The 20,329-nt window shown below is 38.5% G+C and carries 20 protein-coding genes and 2 pseudogenes; 12 read left to right on the top strand and 10 right to left on the bottom strand.

From position 1 onward, the window contains the following. Positions 1-8: 8 nt before the first annotated feature. Positions 9-215 (bottom strand): hypothetical protein, encoded by a 207-nt coding sequence (locus tag ACX27_RS27980; protein WP_144427554.1) that lies wholly within the window; start codon positions 213-215, stop codon positions 9-11. A gap of 266 nt (positions 216-481) precedes the next feature. On the opposite strand from ACX27_RS27980, the gene ACX27_RS27975 reads away from it, so the two are divergent. From ACX27_RS27975 to ACX27_RS27960, 5 genes are all read left to right on the top strand, one after another. Continuing rightward, positions 482-1,369, top strand: a complete 888-nt coding sequence (locus ACX27_RS27975; protein WP_062297355.1) for a phosphate/phosphite/phosphonate ABC transporter substrate-binding protein — start codon at positions 482-484, stop codon at positions 1,367-1,369. A gap of 42 nt (positions 1,370-1,411) precedes the next feature. Continuing rightward, positions 1,412-1,882, top strand: a complete 471-nt coding sequence (locus tag ACX27_RS34500) for a hypothetical protein (RefSeq protein ID WP_235526402.1) — start codon at positions 1,412-1,414, stop codon at positions 1,880-1,882. Positions 1,883-2,076: 194 nt separating this feature from the next. Then, positions 2,077-3,285 (top strand): sensor histidine kinase, encoded by a 1,209-nt coding sequence (locus tag ACX27_RS34495; protein WP_235526401.1) that lies wholly within the window; start codon positions 2,077-2,079, stop codon positions 3,283-3,285. Positions 3,286-3,365: 80 nt separating this feature from the next. Next, positions 3,366-3,836, top strand: coding sequence for an NADAR family protein (locus tag ACX27_RS27965; RefSeq protein ID WP_062297354.1), 471 nt, complete (start codon positions 3,366-3,368; stop codon positions 3,834-3,836). Between the two features lie 236 nt (positions 3,837-4,072). Next, the gene (locus ACX27_RS27960; RefSeq protein ID WP_062297352.1) at positions 4,073-4,378 is read left to right on the top strand and encodes a hypothetical protein; all 306 of its coding nucleotides are present in this window, start codon (positions 4,073-4,075) and stop codon (positions 4,376-4,378) included. A gap of 36 nt (positions 4,379-4,414) precedes the next feature. Here ACX27_RS27960 and ACX27_RS27955 read toward each other — a convergent pair whose 3' ends face one another. Beyond that, positions 4,415-5,083 carry a class I SAM-dependent methyltransferase gene (locus ACX27_RS27955; RefSeq protein ID WP_062297350.1) on the bottom strand — a complete coding sequence of 223 codons (669 nt, stop codon included), beginning with the start codon at positions 5,081-5,083 and terminating at the stop codon, positions 4,415-4,417. Positions 5,084-5,193: 110 nt separating this feature from the next. Here ACX27_RS27955 and ACX27_RS27950 point away from each other — a divergent pair. Together ACX27_RS27950 and ACX27_RS27945 are read left to right on the top strand one after the other, a co-directional pair. Beyond that, positions 5,194-6,274, top strand: a pseudogene (locus ACX27_RS27950) (tetratricopeptide repeat protein). Positions 6,275-6,379: 105 nt separating this feature from the next. Continuing rightward, positions 6,380-7,060 (top strand): uracil-DNA glycosylase, encoded by a 681-nt coding sequence (locus ACX27_RS27945; protein ID WP_062297347.1) that lies wholly within the window; start codon positions 6,380-6,382, stop codon positions 7,058-7,060. Positions 7,061-7,130: 70 nt separating this feature from the next. Here ACX27_RS27945 and ACX27_RS27940 read toward each other — a convergent pair whose 3' ends face one another. Continuing rightward, positions 7,131-7,325 (bottom strand): heavy-metal-associated domain-containing protein, encoded by a 195-nt coding sequence (locus tag ACX27_RS27940; protein ID WP_062297345.1) that lies wholly within the window; start codon positions 7,323-7,325, stop codon positions 7,131-7,133. Between the two features lie 25 nt (positions 7,326-7,350). Then, a complete protein-coding gene (locus ACX27_RS27935; protein WP_062297344.1) occupies positions 7,351-8,007 on the bottom strand; it encodes a DUF305 domain-containing protein in 657 nt (218 codons plus the stop codon). Between the two features lie 334 nt (positions 8,008-8,341). Here ACX27_RS27935 and ACX27_RS27930 point away from each other — a divergent pair, with 334 nt between their 5' ends. Continuing rightward, positions 8,342-8,644: an RNA recognition motif domain-containing protein gene (locus ACX27_RS27930; protein WP_062297343.1), complete on the top strand. Its 303-nt coding sequence runs from the start codon at positions 8,342-8,344 to the stop codon at positions 8,642-8,644. A 387-nt stretch (positions 8,645-9,031) separates the two neighbouring features. Here the strand turns inward: ACX27_RS27930 and ACX27_RS27925 are convergent, their stop codons facing one another. Both ACX27_RS27925 and ACX27_RS27920 read right to left on the bottom strand, forming a co-directional pair. Further along, a complete protein-coding gene (locus ACX27_RS27925) occupies positions 9,032-10,870 on the bottom strand; it encodes a bifunctional serine/threonine-protein kinase/formylglycine-generating enzyme family protein (protein ID WP_200929878.1) in 1,839 nt (612 codons plus the stop codon). Between the two features lie 391 nt (positions 10,871-11,261). Then, complete coding sequence (locus ACX27_RS27920) at positions 11,262-11,987, bottom strand: ABC transporter permease (protein WP_235526400.1); 726 nt, start codon at positions 11,985-11,987, stop codon at positions 11,262-11,264. Between the two features lie 570 nt (positions 11,988-12,557). Here ACX27_RS27920 and ACX27_RS27915 point away from each other — a divergent pair. Further along, positions 12,558-13,643, top strand: a complete 1,086-nt coding sequence (locus ACX27_RS27915) for a glycosyltransferase family 4 protein (protein WP_062297341.1) — start codon at positions 12,558-12,560, stop codon at positions 13,641-13,643. A gap of 94 nt (positions 13,644-13,737) precedes the next feature. On the opposite strand, the gene ACX27_RS27910 is transcribed toward ACX27_RS27915, so the two are convergent. The 3 genes from ACX27_RS27910 to ACX27_RS27900 all read right to left on the bottom strand — a co-directional run bounded on the left by ACX27_RS27910 (position 13,738) and on the right by ACX27_RS27900 (position 15,413). After that, positions 13,738-14,139, bottom strand: a complete 402-nt coding sequence (locus tag ACX27_RS27910; protein WP_062297340.1) for a DUF4189 domain-containing protein — start codon at positions 14,137-14,139, stop codon at positions 13,738-13,740. Positions 14,140-14,392: 253 nt separating this feature from the next. Then, entirely contained in the window at positions 14,393-14,788 is a 396-nt protein-coding gene (locus ACX27_RS27905) for a DUF1499 domain-containing protein (protein ID WP_062297338.1), read from the bottom strand. A gap of 106 nt (positions 14,789-14,894) precedes the next feature. Further along, the gene (locus tag ACX27_RS27900; protein ID WP_062297336.1) at positions 14,895-15,413 is read right to left on the bottom strand and encodes an HPP family protein; all 519 of its coding nucleotides are present in this window, start codon (positions 15,411-15,413) and stop codon (positions 14,895-14,897) included. Between the two features lie 145 nt (positions 15,414-15,558). Between ACX27_RS27900 and ACX27_RS27895 the strand changes: the two genes are divergently transcribed. Next, entirely contained in the window at positions 15,559-16,704 is a 1,146-nt protein-coding gene (locus ACX27_RS27895; RefSeq protein WP_062297333.1) for an alanine--glyoxylate aminotransferase family protein, read from the top strand. A gap of 167 nt (positions 16,705-16,871) precedes the next feature. Here the strand turns inward: ACX27_RS27895 and ACX27_RS27890 are convergent, their stop codons facing one another. After that, positions 16,872-17,108: a hypothetical protein gene (locus tag ACX27_RS27890; protein WP_062297330.1), complete on the bottom strand. Its 237-nt coding sequence runs from the start codon at positions 17,106-17,108 to the stop codon at positions 16,872-16,874. 536 nt (positions 17,109-17,644) lie between these two features. On the opposite strand from ACX27_RS27890, the pseudogene ACX27_RS27885 reads away from it, so the two are divergent. Next, positions 17,645-18,655, top strand: a pseudogene (locus tag ACX27_RS27885) (cyanophycin synthetase). A 208-nt stretch (positions 18,656-18,863) separates the two neighbouring features. Then, positions 18,864-20,042, top strand: a complete 1,179-nt coding sequence (locus ACX27_RS27880; RefSeq protein ID WP_062297328.1) for a sensor histidine kinase — start codon at positions 18,864-18,866, stop codon at positions 20,040-20,042. The last annotated feature ends 287 nt before the right edge of the window (positions 20,043-20,329 follow it).

Here is a 20,329-nt window from a genome sequence, read left to right as displayed (position 1 = left end):
TTGTTGATTTACCCCAATACTAAAGTTTCATAAGTTAACCGAGTTAAATGTTGAGAACTATCTAAATAATGGCGTTCAAAATAACGCAAAATTTCCGGTTTATAACTGTGACGCTGTGCAACCAATGACTTGAGATGACGGTATATAATTAATAGTTTAACTAAAGGCGATCGCTCTTTTTCTATGTATGTACTTAACTTATTATCAAAGTTCAAATCTGAACTTGTCAAATTAGCAAAAGATATCTCTTAATAAATCAATAATCTTTTGTTAAACTTTATATTTTACTGACACAAATATTTATTATAGCTAAATTCAGTAATCTTACAGAAGTCATTAATCAAGTCTCTAAATACCATAATTAGTTGTATTAATTCTGAGTTTAATGCCAATAATTTATTCAGGGATTGAATATTAATTTTCCCTATTGATTACAGTATCAATTTATATTGTCATTGGCTCTCCAGAATAGATAATAATTATGAAAAGACGAAAACTATTAAGCTACTGCTCTATCTTTCTGTCTGGATTTATAACAGCATGTAATTCTAATTCCCAGAAGCAAAACACAGAAATATCAATTAACATACCAAAAAATCTCAAATTCACTATTACAGATGTTAATAATCTCCAAGAATTAGAAGCAAGTTATGGAGAATTAAGAAAGACATTAGAAGAAATATTAGATATAAAAATTGAATTTTTACCAGTTGAAAATAGAACAGCCGCAGCCGCAGCCTTGGTCTCAGATAAACTAGATATTGCTTTCGCAGGGCCTTCAGAATATTTAATTTTAAATTCTAGAGCTAAAAGTATTCCTATAATTGGAGTTAAGCGTCCTAATTATCATTCCATTATTGTTGTCCGTGCAAACAGTAAAATTAAATCATTATCTCAATTAAAAGGAAAAACAATTGCTATGAACCGTATTGGTTCAACTTCTGGACATATTGGGCCAACAAAATTACTGATGGATGCTGGATTAGATCCCAAGAATGATGTCAAAATTGTTATGTTAGGTGATCAGGGACTAAAAGCTTTAGTAAAAGGCGAAGTAGATGCTTGGGTAAATGCTTCTGATACATATAATGATAAACTAGCGAAAGAAAAATTCTTAGAAAAAGATTTTGATATAATCGCCAAAAGCCCCTTATTACCTAATGATGTATTTGTTGCTAATAATCGACTTCAAGCTAACTTAGTAGCAGATATGCGATCGCGGATGCTAACAAATCAAGATAAAATACTTCAAAGTATTATACTAGCTGACAAGAAATACCAAGGAGCAAGTTTGACGACTGCAAATGACTCTGACTACAACATGATTCGGCAAGTTTATCAAAACATGGGAGAAGGAAGCTTTTTATAAATATATTCATGTTGTAAATTAAATGAATTTTACTAAAAAAAATTGGTTAAAAAACTTTCAAACTGGTTATTCAAATTAAGCAACAACTGGAGTATTGCCCAAAAGATAATTTACGGCTATACAGTAACTGTTGGTATTACTTGTATAGGTACAGCAAGTGGTTTACTAGTAGCATATAACTATGAGACTTATGCTCACAAGCAGCTAATTCTTGCTTATCAACAACAGGCTTTATTAAAAGATTTAGAAAATGCTGTTACTAGAGTCAGACTACACCCCCAAAGATTAGTTACAGTATTAGATAATTCCATTTGGCTAGAATTTGAAAAAAATCGGTTTTTAGATGGTATTGTTCAAGTTAGGCAAAAATTATTAGAGTTAGAGCAATTTGTCAGTCTTTATCAGAATGATTTATTAATTAATAGTCAAGATATTCATCAGTTATTAAATGCTTATGATCAAACCACTGAGAGTTATAATCAAATTGTCAAAATTTTTTTGGCAAGAAATTGAAGTAAAAAAATTCATCATCAATCAAGAATAAAAATTACCAGCAACAAATATTAAATTTTCTCAATCAAGAGAAAGCTACTAATATTCCGATAAAATTTGAGCAGCTATCAGATGAATTAACTCGGTTAATAGGACACGCTGAACTGCAAAAGCAGCACGCAAATACTAGTTTTAATAATGCTCAAAAATTACAAGTGAATGTTATTTTAGGAAGTGTGCTAATATCAGTTGCGATCGCTATCCTACTAGCAATATTTACTAGTCATTTAATTGCTCACCCTTTGCAAGTAGTGACTAATGTTGCTAAAACAATCACTCAAGAATCTAATTTTCGGATTAAAGCCGATATCACTAGTAAAGATGAAGTAGGAACATTAGCCAATTCTTTAAACCAATTGGTAGAGTGGGTAGGAGATTATACCCAAGAATTAGAACTAGCTCGTCAAACTCTAGAGAAACGAGTAGAGGAACGTACTCACGAATTAGAATTAGCACGCCATAATTTAGAAAAACGAGTAGAAGAACGCACTCAAGAATTGCAAAAAACTCTTCAGGATTTGCAAGCTACTCAAGGACAACTAATTCAAACAGAAAAAATGTCTTCTCTCGGACAGATGGTAGCAGGTATCGCTCACGAAATTAATAACCCTGTTAGTTTTATTTATGGCAATATTCAACACGCCAAAGAGTATGTAGAAGATTTATTAGCATTAGTAGAGTTATACCAGCAACAATATCCAGAACCAAGCCATGTGATTATTGATAAAATTGAAGATATTGATTTAATATTCATTAGCCAAGATTTATCTAATTTACTGTCATCAATGCAAACAGGCGCACAACGCATTCGAGAAATTGTATTATCTTTACGCAACTTTTCTCGACTAGATGAAGCTGAGATGAAAGAAGTAGATGTTCATGAAGGTCTTGAAAATACATTACTAATTTTAAATCATAAAATTATTCCAAAAATAACTGTAAATAAGAACTATCATAACCTACCTTTAATTGAATGCTATCCAGCACAGATCAATCAGGTATTTATGAATATTGTGAGCAATGCCATAGATGCTTTAAGCGAACAAAATAATATTACAAACAAACAAATTAATATTGAGACTTTCAAAATAGATGATAATTACATTAAAATAAATATCAAAGATAATGGTAATGGAATCCCTACGGCTATTAAGCATAAAATTTTTGACCCATTTTTTACAACTAAACCAGTAGGCAAAGGTACAGGTTTAGGTTTAAGTACTTGTTATCAAATAGTTGAAAAACATCAAGGTAAAATAGAAGTATATTCGGAAATAGGACAAGGTACAGAATTTACGATAACCTTGCCAATTAAATATAAAATAAATCAAAAATTGTCTGTTAACTCTACAGTGATTATTTAGTTTTATAGTAAGTTTTGGTAAAGCCCAATTAGAAATGCTATTAATAAAATTTCTAATAAACCAGAGTGCAGGGTTATTCGATGACTATCTATTTTTATAGCACCCGCGAACAATATGGCTGCTTTTCCAACTTTTCTGCTCATGGATTTGTTTTGGATGATTTATACTGGTATACTAGCGAACATTATTTTCAAGCACAAAAGTTTGTTGGGACATTTCATTTAGAACAAATTCGCTTAGTAAAAACTCCTAAAGAAGCCGCAAAAATGGGTAGAGAAAGAAACCGTCCTTTGCGTCCCGATTGGGAGCAAGTCAAAGACGGTATTATGAAAAAAGCAGTACTGTGTAAGTTTGAAACTCATGCAGATATTCGGGAAATCTTACTCAGTACAGGTGATGACGAAATAGTAGAAAATTCTCCCATTGATTATTATTGGGGTTGTGGTGCTGATGGTAGTGGCAAAAATATGTTAGGGATTATTTTAATGGAAGTACGTGATATCCTACGCGCAGAAGATGGCACCAAACCGGGAAGTGTTACGATAAAATAAACGGGCTACTGAGAATTTTCAGTCTTGTATAGCAGTCCTAGTTGATATGTAAACAACAAAGATAAGGGAGAGAGATGTTTATCAATCATTTATGATTGCTGTATATATTATCATTTCAGTCATAAATGTGAATTTATTAATAGATGTTTACTTAATAATTACAAAAACATAGTTTTTGTAACTTTAAGTTAAAAATAACAGAGTGTGGAAGGAGGCAATATTAAGGAGGCAAAAATATGCTCTTATCAAAAACCAAGGTCAAGCAATATTGCAAATGGTTTTGGGATGAAACTCTGGGAGGAGAATATGATGCTTGGGGTACTAGTACTTACTTTCTCGAAATTGGTAATGATCTATATCCTGTGAGACAAATAGAAGTCTATGAAAATGGCAACGTCTTATTTTATGATAGTAGCCACTTCGCAGACAATTACGGAATGTTATGTGATAAACCAATTCAAGAAGAAGATATTCGAGAATTTGGGATTACTAAGGCAGAATTTGAATTAGTTTGGAATACAAAAATCCCCATGAACCGATAATTTTGGGTAGTAGAAATTAAAGTTTGCTGACTTAATTTAAACAGATAAATTACAATGGCGTGCAATTGTCCAATGGCGATCGCTTGATTGATAAACTTTCACTCCAGCTAACCCGACACTAGCAACCAATTGATTCACCTCATCTAGTGTAAGTGCAGCGTGGAGAGAATCTCGAAATAACTTTTGCTGAAGCGGATCATAGTCATGGCCAATGCTGGATACTAAAGCATTCATTGTCTCTTCGTCGGCTGGACGTAATAAATCACGAATCAGCAAACCACTGCTGGGTTTACTAACTCGCTTGATTTCTTGGAAAAATGGCAGAGGATCAGGTAAATGGTGAACCAAGCTATTAGAAATCACCAAATCAAACATTTCATCTGCATAGGGTAACTGTTTCGCATCCACCAATTCCAAGGAAATTTGCGACTGTAAGCCAGCTTGTTGAACATGCTGCGTGGCAATTTTTAGCATATTTTGAGCTAAATCAATCGCAATCAACTGCCATTGGGGACGCATTTGAGCGATGAGAACCGGGATACGACCAGGGCCAGTCCCCGCATCTAGTACTAAACATGGTTCTGTTGTACCCAGAGCGATCGCTTCCTCCGCAAAAGCTGTGTTAACCCCAGTAAAATCCATCGCATCATAGTCAATGGCTTCTTCCCAAGTGTCCATGACCTCTGGTTCCAAAACTCTTTCCATCATCAACCCTAGTATTCAACCAACAATACTAAAGTAATCGTTTTCCATGAGAGATAAGCATTGATTTTGGGAACACTTGATCTACCAGTTGATTTAACGGGAATTGGTCAATGTCAGACGGTCAATGGAAAAACAACTTGAACAGTACCTCTCCTGCGCCAGCGCCTACAACCCGCCTTACGCCAATCAAGCGCAATACCATTACCCATGAATTTGACCAAAATTCACCAGAAGCAATGTTGGCGGAAGACAACAACACTCAGTTATGGGAAGCAGCAGAACTATTGCGCCAAGGTATACAACAGCAACAAGCGGGAGAACTCATCGCGGCTTTGAAGTCCTTGCAACAATCATTGGCGTTATTTGAGGCTGTTGGAGATATCCAACAACAAGAACAGGCACTATGCTTTTTAGCAGTAGTCACCTACGCTTCTGGAGATTATAAAAGTACTATTATTTATGCCAAGCAGTGTCTAGCGTTAAAAAAAAGAGACACCAGACCCATCAGTACAAATGCAAGCATTTTCCCATTTAGGTAATGCTTATCGTCACTTAAATGAGTATGACAAAGCAATTAAATATTTAGAAGAGTGTTTAAAAATTACCCGCAGCTTACAAGACAAGCGCAGTCAAGTTGCGGCCTTAAATAATTTAGGATTGGTTTACAAAGCAGCAGGTAACTTACCACGGGCGATCGAGTATCAAGAGCAAAGCTTAAAACTGGTGCAGGAACTCCAAGATAACTGGGGTATAGAACAAGTCCTGAAAAATTTGGGTAACGCTTGGTATGCTCTAGACAATTATCCCAAAGCGATCGCCTACTATGAACAATGTGTCAAAGTTGCACGCATTCTCAACAACCCCCGCAGTGCCATTCAAGTACTCAAAAATTTAGGGAATGCTTGTTATGCTACCAATGACTACGGCAAAGCTATGACTTATTATCAAGAACGTCTCCAACTAGCCAGAGAATTAAAAGACAAACGCAGTGAAGAACAATCTCTAGGCAGTTTAGGCGTAACTTGTGAAGCTTTGGGCGATTATAGCCAAGCCATCCAATATTATGAACAACGCTTACTCTTAGCCAGAAGTATCAAAGACCGCCGCATTGAAGAACAAGCCCTTGCCAGCCTCAAAGTTGCTTGCTATGCCTTGGGTGATTACGCCAAAGCCATGCAATATCAGCAATAGGGAATGGTTCTTTGGCTTAAATTCGCTGCTACAATGGAACTCACGCCAATTTCAGTATTCTGCAATCAACATCATCTAGGTGCTTAAACCAACAAGCGTAGTTTCATGAGCAGCGACATTCAACTGAGTCTCTTTGGAGAATCTAACATCAATCAAAAAGACCAGATTCCTACAGATGCCAAAATTCCCATTCCGGCGGGAACCTACACCAACATGACCGAGTTAGCACAGCACTGTAACCAGTGCCAACGTTGCGAATTAGGACAAACGCGCACCCATGCTGTCGTAGGGCGAGGTAATCTCAACGCACCAATCATGATTGTGGGAGAAGCACCAGGCCAAAGCGAAGACGAAACAGGCTTACCATTTGTTGGTCGGTCTGGCCAGCTGCTAGAGAAAATATTGGCTTCGGTGAATTTGAGTACTGAGCAAGATGTCTACATTGGTAACATTAATAAATGCAGACCACCGAATAATCGGGTTCCGACCCCTAATGAAATGGCAGCTTGCATCCCATATTTATTAGAACAAATTCGCTTAGTTGATCCCCAAATTATTTTGTTAACAGGTGCAACGGCCGTAAAAGGATTAACAGGCGAAAAACAAGGAATCACCAAAATTCGCGGCCAGTGGATAGAATGGGAAGGCCGTTTATGTATGCCAATTTTTCACCCTTCCTACTTGTTGCGTAACCCATCGAAAGAAAAAGGCAGCCCAAAATGGCTGATGTGGCAAGATATCCAGGCAGTCCGCGCTAAGTATGATGAGATAGCAGGTGATAGGTGATAGGGGTGTAAGGGTGTAGGTGTTCAAAACCTTTACACCCAGGCTCAACAGAGGTAAGTTTAGCTAATACTTAAGCTGGGGGATAGCCAGCATTGGCTAAAGCATCTTTGATTTTTTCCTCAGAAGCTTGAGTTTCCACACTAACAAGCTTAGTTGAGGGATCGGCTTGTACGATCGCATCAGCATCAACTGTTTTCACGGCATTGGTGATATTGTTAGCACAAGCAGAACAAGCCATGTTGGGAACGGTGAGTGTCAGTGTCATAGATTTAGAATTTTAAATGATAAAACTACTTAGACCAAGCTTGATACCATTGCTGCATCTGTTGAATTTCAGCAGTTTGAGACTTAATGATTGCTTCAGCTAACTTCCTAATTTCGGGATGTGTGGCATTATTGGCTACCATTTTTGCCATCATGACTGCTGATTCATGGTGAGGAATCATCTGGCGAATAAATTCCTGATCAAAATCAGAGGCATTTTTTAATGTCTCTAAATTCATCCCCATACCCATCATTCCTGAGTGCATGGACATTTCCGGCATTTTGTGGCCTGTACCATGATGAATTCCCATCTCCGTGCTTGGAGTCGCAGGAACTTCCGCGCCATACCATTGTTTGTACCAAGCTTTCATTTGGTCAATTTCTTTGGTCTGGTCAGCTTTAATTGCCGTAGCCAGCTGTTTAATTTCTGGCCGTTGAGATTTTTGCAAAGCTATATCCGCCATCTCAACTGCACCTTGATGGTGGGGAATCATCATTTCAATGAAGTGCTGATCTACTTGGTGTGTTCCTGCCATCTTATGTAGCATAGTGCTGGTTGTAGCACAAGGAGGCGATTGTAGACGCTGTTGTGCGGCTCTGGTAGCGTAGGTAAAAGATAAAGCAGTAATCGTACTACCTGCGAGTATACCTACTAGTCCATAAATTGTTGGTTTACTTAACATAGCTGTTCCTCTTTGTTATTCAAAGGAACTATTTGTGTCCTACTCGTTACATTCATCCTAAACTCTCCAGTCGAATGGAGAATCTAGTGGATTTTACAAGTTGTTACACTTGCACTTAAGTCCAAAATGTGGAGCGATCGCCTGTTTATGTATCTTTTTATAACAATTTTTCTCTTTTCTTCCCCAAAATTTACATCTTGTGTCATGATGAGGTGTGAGAATTAATTCGGCGATAGCGTTTGTTTTTAGTATTGATGGGCTTTTCCTTTTGGTATTTACAGACTTCTCCCCGAAATCTAATATCTCTGCAAACTTGCGATTTCGGATTTAAATTATGTCAATTTACGTAGGTAACCTCTCTTATGAAGTTACACAAGATGCTTTGAATAGTGTTTTTGCAGAATATGGTTCTGTAAAGCGGATTCAAATCCCTACCGACCGTGAAACAGGTCGTCTACGTGGTTTTGCTTTTGTAGAGATGGGTAGCGACGCTGAAGAAACAGCCGCTATTGAAGCACTTGATGGTGCTGAATGGATGGGTCGTGACCTCAAAGTTAATAAAGCTAGACCAAAAGAAGACCGTGGTTCCTTTGGTGGTAATCGCGGTGGTGGTGGCGGCTACCGTAACCGCTATTAAAAACTGATAGTTTCGGGATGATTTAGTCATCTTAGTTAACTAATTTAATCAAGGCTTAAGTAGTAATACTTGAGCCTTTGATTTTTAAGAGACAAGGAAGAGAGGCTGTTGTAAATTTTTCTGCTTTATCAGACAATGAGCAAGATTTGGGGGATTCTCCACGCCACTGAGGGAGTCGGCAAAGCCGCCCAACGCAGTGGCTCCCCAAGCTCCCGATTGTGGGACGGTTGCGTCCCCCAAACCCCCTCCAAAATCAATTTTTTGTTTTTTGTTGAGTTAAGTAATATAAGTAGAAAGATGTAAAAAAACAAAGTATGTAACTAAAAGTAAAGTTGCCCTAAACCCTCTTCACTCCTGCCTTCTGCCTTATCCCTGTTTGTAACACTCCTATCCTAAAGACAAGACGACGCGAAAACCGCAAATTCTTAAACCGCCGTCTGATTCATTCCAGCTACGACTGGCGCTACGACACAGTTCTGCGCCGAAGTTCCAAGAACCACCACGCAACACCCGCCGATGGCTATCACCCCCATCTTCCCAAACTCTTCCATCTGCGGGTGCGCCTTGGTAGTTGTTGTGCCAAGGGTCAGCGCACCATTCCCACACTAACCCGTGCATATCGTACAATCCAAAGGCGTTAGCTACTTGAAAACTACCGACATCGGTGGTTTCTTTGCGATATCTGGTTTTGGTTTCCATGATGTAGGTATCGCTGTCGCTGTAGTTGACTAATTCTGTGGTAATTGTTTCGCCAAAGTGAAATGATGTGGTGGTGCCGGCGCGACAAGCGTATTCCCATTCGGCTTCACTGGGGAGGCGGTATTCCCGTCCGGTTTTTTGTGAGAGTCTAAGGCAAAATTCTACAGCTTCGTGCCAAGAAACGTTTTCGACTGGGCGATATAGTCCTTTAAATTTAGAAGGGTAGGGGTTTAGGGTTTGTTTGACTTTGGGTAAGCCTGCAACAGCACGCCACTGGGCTTGGGTTATAGGATATTTACCCATAAAAAAGGGTGCGATCGCAACTCGATGTTGGGGACGTTCGTCAGCATCGCCTTCAAAGTTGGGTGAACCCATGAGATATGTCCCACCGGCAATGGCGACCATTTCTAAGGTGATGCCTTTACTTAATTCTTCCACAAAAAATTCGGCTGTGGCGCGATCGCGATTAACTTCTCTACCGCCTGTATCTATTGTGACTACATCAAATTCACAGGTTTGTAATGGCGGTAATGGTCGAATTATTTTTGGTTCTGTTGGTAATTTGAGTAATGTTGGTTGAGTGACTTGTGGTTCAATAATTACTGTTTTGGCAGATTTTAAATCATTGAGAACTTCTGTGGCTGATTGATATCTGTCACTCGCTAAATGTTGCAATAATTTATTGAGAATTTTCCTTAAATCCTCGCTAATAAAAATACCTTGTGCGTCTATATATTCCTGCCATAACCACTGACCATTCATGGCATCATATAAAGGATCTTTAATCTGCCCGTAAACATCTTGTATGGGTAAACATTGAGTTAGTAACCGCACACAAGTTACACCCAAAGCATATAAATCACTAGCAGGACAAGCAAAACCAGCCATCTGTTCACTTGGGGCATAACCCATTGTATAAATGACTGTGGCTTGTCTGGCTATACTGGTTTGTGTAACTTGTTTGGCACCACCAAAATCAATTAATACTAATTTGCCATCGTTGTCACGGCGAATAATGTTTTCGGGTTTGATATCCCGATGGACAACATTACAATTATGAATAAAGTCTAATACTGGCAATAAATCAGTTAAAATCTGCCGGATTTTTTCTTCGTTAAACGGCTGTTCTTTAACTTCTTCTACGAGTGTTCTACCTTGGATAAATTCTTGGACTAAATACAAACTAGAACCTTGAGCAAAGTAAGCCAATAATCTCGGAATTTGGCTATGATTTTCTCCTAGTTCATACAGCCGAAATGCCTCTTCTTTGAAGAATTCTGCGGCTTTAGTACGTTGTCCGGTTCCTTGAATTTGCGGAAAGAACTGTTTAATGACGCAAGGTGCATCCAGTCTATCTGCATCTTCGGCTGCGTAAGTTTTGCTAAATCCGCCTTCGCCTAATAGTCTAATGACACGGTAACGGTTTCTCAGCAGTTTACCAAAACTGCTTTGTCCACAACTTATGCAAAATCTATTGCCGTCAGCATTAAATGGATTTGAACAATTGGGATTTTGGCAGATTTGCATAACGAGGAGGAGGTAGCATCTTGTCCAAAGTTAGCCCCAATATTATCGAATTGAAAACCGATTTCTAGACAAATAAATATTAACTATTCTCATCTGCATATATACCAGCACTAAAAAATACAAATGAGCATAATTTATTTATTTGTCACTCTGTGTTGGGTACTCTTGAATTTTGAGAATGAATGATAGCACTAATTCCCATTCCAAGAGGAATGATAAGACGGCAATATTGCGATTGTCAAGGGTATTTAATAATGGATGTGAGTACAAATTTATCTCGCAGATATTTTGTAATAATTGATATATTCCATTTGATTTTTAAAGTTAACTTTGGATACATTTTGCTATACCCAAATTTTGAAATAAAATTGGGTATCTGCTTGTACAGTAACTACTTCCTTTCTCCCAAAATCCGCATAAATTCAGCTATAAAAGCAACAATAGCTGAGACCGTAATTAGCAACATACTGAGGGCATTTATATCAGGTTTTACACCAGTTCTAATCCGACTAAAAATTTCCATTGGTAAAGTGTTATAACCACTACCAGCCGTAAAACTAGCAATCAAGAAATCATCTAAACTCAGCACAAAAGCCAGCAAGCAACCAGCGATAATTCCTGGCATTAATTGTGGTACTAAAACTTTAATAAATGCTTGTACTGGTGTAGCGCCTAAATCTAACGCGGCTTCTTCTAAGTGGGGGTCTAAATTATTCAGCCGTGAACCCACAACTAAGCCGACATAAGCTAAACAAAAGACAATATGTGCGGCGACAATTGTCCATAAACTCAAAGGAATAGCAAAGGCGGCGAGAAATACAAGAGTGGCAACAGCGATCGCAATATCAGGAATAATTAAGGGTAAGTAAGCTACACCACGATACAAGCTCTTCCCAGGGAATTTATACCGCGCTAACCCTACCGCCATCAACGTTCCCAACACGGCGGAAATTCCCACCGCACAAAAGGCAACGATCAAACTATTGTTCAACGCTGATAAAATGCGATCGTCACTGAACAGTTTCCGATACCAATCCAGGGTAAATCCTTGCCAAGTGGCACTATACGGTGACTGATTGAAACTATAAAAACCTAGTACTAGTATAGGCAAGTACATAAAAATATACATGATTACTGACAAAACCGCCTGCCATACGACACGCGGTTTTTTTTGTGTGGGCGAAATATTCATCTTCAGAGTTTAGTGATTTTCTATAATCTCCTAGTGTATTCGATTTAACCCAAAAGTCAAAAAATTGGGGTGTAAGGATGATTTAGGAGATATCCACACTACAACAACTGAATCAATTCTCTGTATTTGAGCTAATCGTCATTTAAATTGCATAATTTTCATGGTAGGAAAAGCTATAAATCTTCTCCCTTACTCCTTGCCTCCTGCCCCCTTGCAGCCTCAATATACCTTTTTATCTGCTTAACAACTTACCTCTAAAGGATAATTACATTTCTCTACAAAGATAGACAACTTCTCAAGAAGTTAAAGTCTAATATTTTAATGCACTTATTTATAAAATTGCTTTTGAAACTGAGTTGATAGTGCTAGAAAAAAATGCTGAGTTAGAACTTTAGTGAGTTATTCTCACTCAAAACTCATTGCTAGTTAAATAACATAACTACGAATTAAACAGCAGACTCTATTAACTCAAAATTATTTTTTAGGAGGTTTGTGATGAGAATAGCTCAAGTTGCCCCACTATGGGAGAGAGTACCACCTCCAGCTTATGGGGGTATCGAGTTAGTGGTGGGGTTACTGACCGATGAATTAGTACGACGCGGGCATGAAGTTACTTTATTTGCGTCTGGTGATTCTATCAGTTTAGCCAAGCTAGAATCAGTGCATCCTCGTGCTTTACGACTTGATAAGGATGTTAAAGAATATAACATTTATGAAATGTTGCAGTTAGCTTCTGTCTACGAACGAGCAGATGAGTTTGATATTATTCACTCTCACATGGGTTGTGCAGCATTACCTTATGCAAAACTTGTCAATACCCCATCAGTTCATACATTACACGGGATTTTCACACCTGATAATCAAAAGATGTTTCAACACGCGAAACGTCAACCTTTTGTGAGTATTTCTGATGCTCAACGGGAAAGTTCACTAGGTTTGAACTATACAAGCACAGTTTACAACGGTATTGATGTTAGTAGTTACAAATTTTATCCCGAACCAGAAGAACCACCTTATTTAGCATTTTTAGGTCGAATATCGCCAGAAAAAGGGACACATTTAGCAATTGCAATCGCTAAACAATCGGGTTGGCGATTAAAAATGGCTGGTAAGGTAGATGTTGTGGATGTCGAGTACTTTGAAAGAGAAATTAAACCTTTAATTGATGGTGAACAAATTGAATATTTAGGTGAAGCGAATCATCAACAAAAAAATGCTTTGATGGGAGGTGCTTTTGCTACTTTATTCCCAATTACTTGGCGCGAACCTTTTGGTTTAGTCATGGTGGAATCAATGGCCGCAGGTACGCCAGTAATTGCGATGAAATTAGGTTCGACAACTGAGGTCATTGCCCACGGTGAAACAGGTTTTCTCTGTAATAATGTGACAGAATGCGTAAGGGCAATTAATAAAGTGGCAGAGTTAGATAGATATGCTTGTCGTCAGCATGTCGAAAATAACTTTAGTTTTCAACGAATGACAGATGGCTATGAAGAAGTTTATCGGCAAATTCTCCAACAGAAATTTGCAAAAAATGGACATCTCCGGAGTAAAGTAATTGCTGGAAATATCAAAAAATAAATCGGAATGTAGCAGTTGAAATTTATTGTGTAAACAATAAGATACCCGACTTATCAAATAAGTCGGGTATCTGAAAGGATGGCTGAATTTTGATTTATCTAGCTTGTCTAACAAAAACAACCTGACAATCTTGACCACCGTATTTTTCACAGGTTTCTACAGCAAATCTTTCGGCGAGAGATTGGTTGGTTCCCCAACCTGTACCATAACTACCATCGGAACCTACAGCTAAGGCTCCCCAAGCATTTTTAAACCACAATGGTGTTGTACAATCTTTAGCACCACTTTGACGGCGACAGTTATTCAAGGATGCGTTAATTGCGGCTTGCTTGGTTTTCGCAATTCCTGATGTGTAAGTTCCAGTCGAAGGAGAATAAGAAATTGCCCCAAATACATTTCTGGCAGAACCAGCCTCAGCAGTTGAGGTAATTACTGGTAATATCGAAACAACTGCGATCGCTGTTAATAAGCCTTTTTTCAAACCAGTTTTTAACATATTATTTCCTCATAATATTTAGGTTGTGACTACAACACATCAAGTTGTATTGCAACTATTATTTGCTAAGTTAATTAATTTCGAGATTCGCGTTTATACGGTTTTTTGATGAAGATGCACTTCATAAGTAATTTCACGTTTAAAACCCCCAACTTCTTAAAAAAGCTAGGGGTAATTTGATTCACGAAGATAGTCTAGATTTTCAATCTTTTTAGTTTACAAAAAATTACAATCTCCTGTGCCTAGCCTCAAACTATAATGCTTGGAGTTCGGCACGAATGGTTTCTATGCGTTTACGGTTAACACCTAAATCACTTTGTCCTAAACGAGAAGCTGAACGGACATGAAAAATATTCGCCTCTCGGTCTAGATAAAACTCGACATCATCCACAAATCCCATCAAAGCACTTTTAAACTCAGCATATAAATAGTCTTGAGTTTCAGTAATAATTGTGGTTCTGGGTAAGGATTGAATTACGCTTTTGAGATTAGCGATCGCTTGTTCGGGGCTAGTATTAAAAGTTAGGGGGGCAATTTGGTGAATTGCATCTGTACTTTGGCTAGAAACACAATTAGGCGAATTAGGACAAGCCGCTAATCTGCCATTATTTACACCCAAGTTATTGGGACGTTTACCTGCAAATATCATAGTTCTGTTGCCTGATAGAGAGATTACTGTCACATATTTACAGTATGTTTTAAGTAAATAACTTACAAGCTAGGTATAGGGTATTTTTTTTATTCTGAATTCTGATTCAATCATGATGATAATGTGCTAACACCCATAAGGTATAACGTTCTAATCCTACCAACACAACAGTAATTCCAATTGCCAAAGCAAACAGCACTAAATTGCTGACATTGCCAGCTTTTAAAGCAAAACTTAAGGAAGTAGCAACAGCCGGAGGGTGCATTGCATCAAAGAAAATCATAAATGCGATCGCAATGATCATTGCTGTCCCGCCCGATAAATATCCCCCACCAAATAACAAATAGGTGATAAAGCCAATGCTGGCAGCCATCATCTGTGAAAGAATCAGGGTTCGCACCGAGTTTGTTCCATGCTGGGGATCGAGATAAATCAAAAATGCGCTAGAAGCAAGAGACGCAAATAATAAACGCTGCTGAGTCAGGGCTTCTACTAAAGCCATTACCGCCAGTACAATCACCGTTGGTACAGTTACCAAGGCTATCTCTCCCTTAAGATTTAATCTGCGTCGCCATTGGCGATTTGCCCCTTCTAGGGGTTTTAAACTGGAACGTTCTCGCTTCATGACAATTTGGTAACGCTGCCTAGGATTGACTGTAAGACTTGGACACAATTCTGGCTTCCGGCAAATGAGGGATTAATTCTAGAGGATACAAGGGTGATGCGATCGCTCTATGATGCGGTAAGTACTGTCTAGACAAAAAGGAATTATGTCGCAAACCATCTCCATTAACGATAGTCAGCGATTACCACTCAAACCCCTGGAAATCCCCTCCAAGCTGCTATTAGGCCCTGGCCCTTCCAATGCCCATCCTACAGTTCTCCAGGCAATGAATACCACACCGCTAGGGCATCTTGACCCAGATTTCTTAGGGCTGATGGATGAAATTCAGTCTTTACTCCGCTATGTTTGGCAAACCGAAAATCCTCACACTATCGCGGTGAGTGGTACTGGTTCGGCGGCAATGGAAGCAACTATCGCCAATGCTGTAGAACCCGGTGATGTAGTGTTAATTGGTGTAGCTGGATATTTCGGAAATCGCTTAGTCGATATGGCAGGGCGATATGGTGCTGATGTTCGCACTATTACTAAACCTTGGGGGCAAGTTTTTTCTTTAGAAGAACTCCGCACAGCCATAGAAACCCATCGCCCGACAATTTTGGCTTTGGTTCACGCCGAAACTTCTACAGGTGCGCGTCAACCTTTAGACGGTGTTGGTGAACTGTGTCGGGAATTCGGCACACTGTTATTGATAGATACTGTCACCAGCCTTGGTGGTGTGCCGATATTTTTAGATGAGTGGGGAGTTGATTTAGCTTATAGCTGTAGCCAAAAAGGCTTGGGCTGTCCGCCTGGGGCTTCACCTTTTACCATGAGTCCTCGTGCTTGGGAAAAATTGCAGCGCCGCAGCACGAAGGTGGCAAACTGGTATTTAGATATGACTTTGCTGAGTAAGTATTGGGGTAGTGAACGTGTTTATCATCATACAGCCCCCATTAATTTGTATTATGCTCTACGGGAAGCTTTGCGGTTAGTTGCTGAGGAAGGATTAGCTAACTGTTGGCAACGTCATCAAAAGAATGTGGAATATCTCTGGGAGAGACTAGAAGAAATTGGACTCAGTTGTCACGTTGAACGGGAATATCGTTTACCAACTTTAACTACAGTCTGTATTCCTGAAGGTGTGGACGGTAAAGCCATTGCTAGACAGCTATTAACAGAACACGGAATTGAAGTTGGCGGTGGACTGGGTGAACTTGCTGGTAAAGTTTGGCGCGTTGGACTGATGGGTTTTAATAGCCGTAAAGAAAATGTTGACCGCCTCATAGAAGCACTGGCAAAAGTCTTACATTAGGGGCTAGGGAATAGGGAAAATATTCCCTATTCCCAACTCTCGATTTTTCATTCCCATTTATACATAATTTAATACTGGTGCGTTAATTAGGATGTAACGCACCGTAATAACAATGGTAATCGCACCCTTATTCCTTCGTTTGTGTAATTAAATAACGACTTGACACTTTAGGCTACAACTTCTTCACGTTGACAATCAAATACAACCATAAAAGAAGCATCAGGAATCATTTGACGTAGGCGCTGCATATAACCATCGGCATCAGAACGACTGCGAAAGCGAGCGACAATTTCTCTTTGGGCATCGGGTTGTAAACGGGCAATTGCCCAAGAATTTAGGCGCTCTTTGTAGGCGATCGCGTGATTTTCGTTCTGATTAGCTTTGTATTCAGTATTTTGTGGCATGATTTAAAATATCCGTGTGTAATTTTCAGTGGAGGCGTTACTGACTTCTCTTGGCGGGGATGCACTAACGCCTTTTTTCAAGTTGCTGCCACCTTGTTATTCTATTATTTTTGGATTGTCAAGATTTCGCGGATTATTTTACAAGAACTTATCTTGTTAATTAAACTTGCGATCGCTCTCAAAGCCTTCATTAGCAACTAACGAAGGTCAAAACCAATCCAAAATTTGAATATTAACAAGTGTGGCATCTCCACGAGAGTTACTTACTTCTACACGCACATTTAATACCAACCGGAAAAATTTCTTAATGTTTTAATATATACATTTTTGAAATTCCGTATCCAAAATTACCTCCTCAAAGGCTATTTATATCTGAAAAAATAATATTAATTTTTATCAAATATTATTAAATTTATTGAGCAATATTTTTAATTGCTGAGATAAAAATCCGAAAAAGTGCCTGATTTTAATTAGCTTGACCAACTGTTTAGTAATTCGTTAAAATTTCTGCGAATTAATACTTCTGTATACAGAAAATGCCATTATTAACATCGATAATTCAAAAAATTGCTTCCCAAATAGGAGCAGTAGTTGTAGTAGACCCAGAATATGCTTTTGTTGGGCATATTACATTTAAAAACGGCAATAAAGCTTGTTTTAGTCATAGTAAATTAAATATCAATGGTTTTGGTTCTGCCGAGATAGCTAAAGATAAAGCATATTCAAACTTTTTTTTTAAAACACTTTGGATATAAAGTTACCGAAGGACAAACTTTTTTTTAGCAAAAAAAATATGTGAAAAAATAGGCAGTGAAAGAAATATAGATGCTGGATTTGATTATGCTCAAGAATTAGGTTTGCCCGTAATTGTGAAGCCGATTAATCTCAGTCAAGGCAGATTTGTTACCAAAGTATATAATAAAACTGAATACTATCAAGTTGCGAAAAAAATCCTCCGCATCACTCCCGGATTTATAGTCGAGAGATTTTATTCTGGTAACGATTACAGAATTGTCGTCATAGACGATGAAGTCCTCGCAGTTTATCAAAGAATTCCTTTGTGTATTGTTGGTGACGGCAAGTCTACTATTGTAGAACTAATGCAAAAAAAATCAGCAGAATTGACTGCGAATGGCAGAAAAAATAATGTAGATGCTGATGATTTCCGCATCAAGCGCAAATTAAAACGACAAAAGCTGAAGTTAGATAGTGTCATCCCCGAAAATCAGGTTGTTTATTTGTTAGATAATGCTAATTTATCAAGTGGCGGTCAGGGAGTAGATATGACAGAAAATATCCATCCTGACTTTAAAAAGTTAGCGGTAAACGCTACAAAAGATATGGGTTTAAGATTGTCTGGTTTAGATGTGATTACTGATGATATAACTCAGCCAATGAACAATTATGTAATTATCGAAATTAATGGTTCTCCTAGTTTAACTAATTTTGCTTCTATTGGTGAAATGCAGATACAACGAGTTGAGAATTTATATTTCAAAATTCTGAAAGCATTGGAAAATGAGCAAGTTTGTCTGAACTCTAATTGAATTAAATTGGATAAAAATTGTGTGTTTCAGATCCCTGAATTATTAAATAAGTCGGGGATATTGCTGTTAAGACTACGATGTTGTCTTGTCAAACTCTAACAAAAGACAGATATTTTTACCTAAATTCCATCTTTTGTAAGGTGCGAAGAATATTAAAAACGCACTAAGCTACTTCTTGTTGAAGATGCTGACTATCCTTAAATAAATGATGGATTTTAGCCAAACTCTGATTAATAAAAGTGATGCGATTGTTGAGCAATGGGTAGAAGCAGTTTATCAAGATGAACAAATTGAAGCGACTAAGGAGCTAACTTTTAAAGCTGTACGTGATAGTTTACCTAGAGTTTTAAAAGCGTTAGCCACAGTACTTTCAGAATCGGAAAAAAGCGATTTACAAACAGTAGTTGATGCAAGTTTAGAACATGGCTTGCTGCGTGCTGAACAAGGATTTGAACCAGCAGAAATCGCGCGAGAGTATCGTTTATTGCGGTTTATCATTTTCTCTTTTCTGGAAGAAGATTTATTAAAAGCATCTTCTGTGGAACTGTTGCGGGCTGTGCGCCTGATTGATACAGTGATTGATGAAGCGATCGCTCGTTGCTTTAACAGTTATACTCACGGAAGGCTACAAGAGTTAGAACAACTCCAAAGTCAGTTACGTTTGACTAACCAAGAACTCACTCGCTTGGTTCGCGCTAGTAAAGATAGTCTGTCGCAGTTAGCGCATGAACTTAAAACACCGTTAACTTCCATTATTGGTTACGCCGACTTATTTCTGCGTCAGCAGCGTCAAAATCCCGAACTCAAAGATTCCTATTCTAATCTCGAAAGTATCGAGCGAGTGATGAAAAGCGGGAGACTGATTCTGCGGTTAATTAACGATACTCTGGAAATCTCTCGTTATGATGCTGGCAGAATGATTTTACAGCCGACTGTCATTGATATGCGTGAGTTAATTAACTCAGTTGTTGAGATTATTGAACCTTTAGCACGTAACAAAGAATTATCTTTAATTGTGGATTGCGAACGCGCTCCCAATCAAGTTACTACAGATCCGTTGCGGGTTCAGCAAATTCTAACGAATTTACTCAGCAACGCCATTCGCTATACAGAATCTGGAAGTGTGAGTTTGCAATGTTACCAGGAATCTGAACAAACTTGGGCTATATCTATTACTGATACTGGATTAGGTATTGCTTTGGACGCTCAAAGTAAAATTTTCCAGCCGTATTTTCGTGTCGTCAGTGAACAAAAAACATCAGATTCTCATGGTACAGGTTTGGGATTGGCAATTGTATCTCGGTTAATTCAATTATTACATGGTGAAATCAAGGTAGATTCTCAATTGGGAAAAGGCTCTACATTTACGGTAATTTTGCCGTTATAGAGAACAGGATTACAGTATTGAGTAGGGTGTGTTATGGCTATGGAAAGATTTGGGATTTTGGGAGAATCAAGATTAGCTGTAACGCACCCTACAATTTAAGCGGGTGCATCCACTTTCAGCACGTAGCCCTGCGCTAAGGCGCACGCTACGCGAACAGACTGAAGTCTGGGACTATACAAACTAAACCCCTTCGGGTTCGGGGGGTCGCAATCGACGGGAACCGCCAAGACTGCGACCCCCTCACCGCCTGCGCGGGTTTCAAGATAGTCCGCATAGGCGGACTTTGT

The sequence above is a fragment of the Nostoc piscinale CENA21 genome (assembly GCF_001298445.1).
Classification (GTDB): domain Bacteria; phylum Cyanobacteriota; class Cyanobacteriia; order Cyanobacteriales; family Nostocaceae; genus Nostoc_B; species Nostoc_B piscinale_A.
The sequence above is the reverse complement of the archived record's forward strand: the minus strand, read 5'-3'. Positions and strand labels throughout refer to the sequence as shown.

Bases quoted from the DNA above. Each gene is read 5' to 3' on its own strand.
- ACX27_RS27960 (WP_062297352.1), top strand. From the start codon at position 4,073: ATGCTCTTATCAAAAACCAAGGTCAAGCAATATTGCAAATGGTTTTGG.
- ACX27_RS27895 (WP_062297333.1), top strand. From the start codon at position 15,559: ATGTCGCAAACCATCTCCATTAACGATAGTCAGCGATTACCACTCAAA.
- ACX27_RS27900 (WP_062297336.1), bottom strand. From the start codon at position 15,413: ATGAAGCGAGAACGTTCCAGTTTAAAACCCCTAGAAGGGGCAAATCGC.
- ACX27_RS27930 (WP_062297343.1), top strand. From the start codon at position 8,342: ATGTCAATTTACGTAGGTAACCTCTCTTATGAAGTTACACAAGATGCT.
- ACX27_RS27890 (WP_062297330.1), bottom strand. From the start codon at position 17,108: ATGCCACAAAATACTGAATACAAAGCTAATCAGAACGAAAATCACGCG.
- ACX27_RS27880 (WP_062297328.1), top strand. From the start codon at position 18,864: ATGGATTTTAGCCAAACTCTGATTAATAAAAGTGATGCGATTGTTGAG.
- ACX27_RS27940 (WP_062297345.1), bottom strand. From the start codon at position 7,325: ATGACACTGACACTCACCGTTCCCAACATGGCTTGTTCTGCTTGTGCT.
- ACX27_RS27920 (WP_235526400.1), bottom strand. From the start codon at position 11,987: ATGTACTTGCCTATACTAGTACTAGGTTTTTATAGTTTCAATCAGTCA.
- ACX27_RS27915 (WP_062297341.1), top strand. From the start codon at position 12,558: ATGAGAATAGCTCAAGTTGCCCCACTATGGGAGAGAGTACCACCTCCA.
- ACX27_RS27955 (WP_062297350.1), bottom strand. From the start codon at position 5,083: ATGGAAAGAGTTTTGGAACCAGAGGTCATGGACACTTGGGAAGAAGCC.
- ACX27_RS27905 (WP_062297338.1), bottom strand. From the start codon at position 14,788: ATGATATTTGCAGGTAAACGTCCCAATAACTTGGGTGTAAATAATGGC.
- ACX27_RS27935 (WP_062297344.1), bottom strand. From the start codon at position 8,007: ATGTTAAGTAAACCAACAATTTATGGACTAGTAGGTATACTCGCAGGT.
- ACX27_RS27975 (WP_062297355.1), top strand. From the start codon at position 482: ATGAAAAGACGAAAACTATTAAGCTACTGCTCTATCTTTCTGTCTGGA.
- ACX27_RS27925 (WP_200929878.1), bottom strand. From the start codon at position 10,870: ATGCAAATCTGCCAAAATCCCAATTGTTCAAATCCATTTAATGCTGAC.
- ACX27_RS27945 (WP_062297347.1), top strand. From the start codon at position 6,380: ATGAGCAGCGACATTCAACTGAGTCTCTTTGGAGAATCTAACATCAAT.
- ACX27_RS27910 (WP_062297340.1), bottom strand. From the start codon at position 14,139: ATGTTAAAAACTGGTTTGAAAAAAGGCTTATTAACAGCGATCGCAGTT.
- ACX27_RS27965 (WP_062297354.1), top strand. From the start codon at position 3,366: ATGACTATCTATTTTTATAGCACCCGCGAACAATATGGCTGCTTTTCC.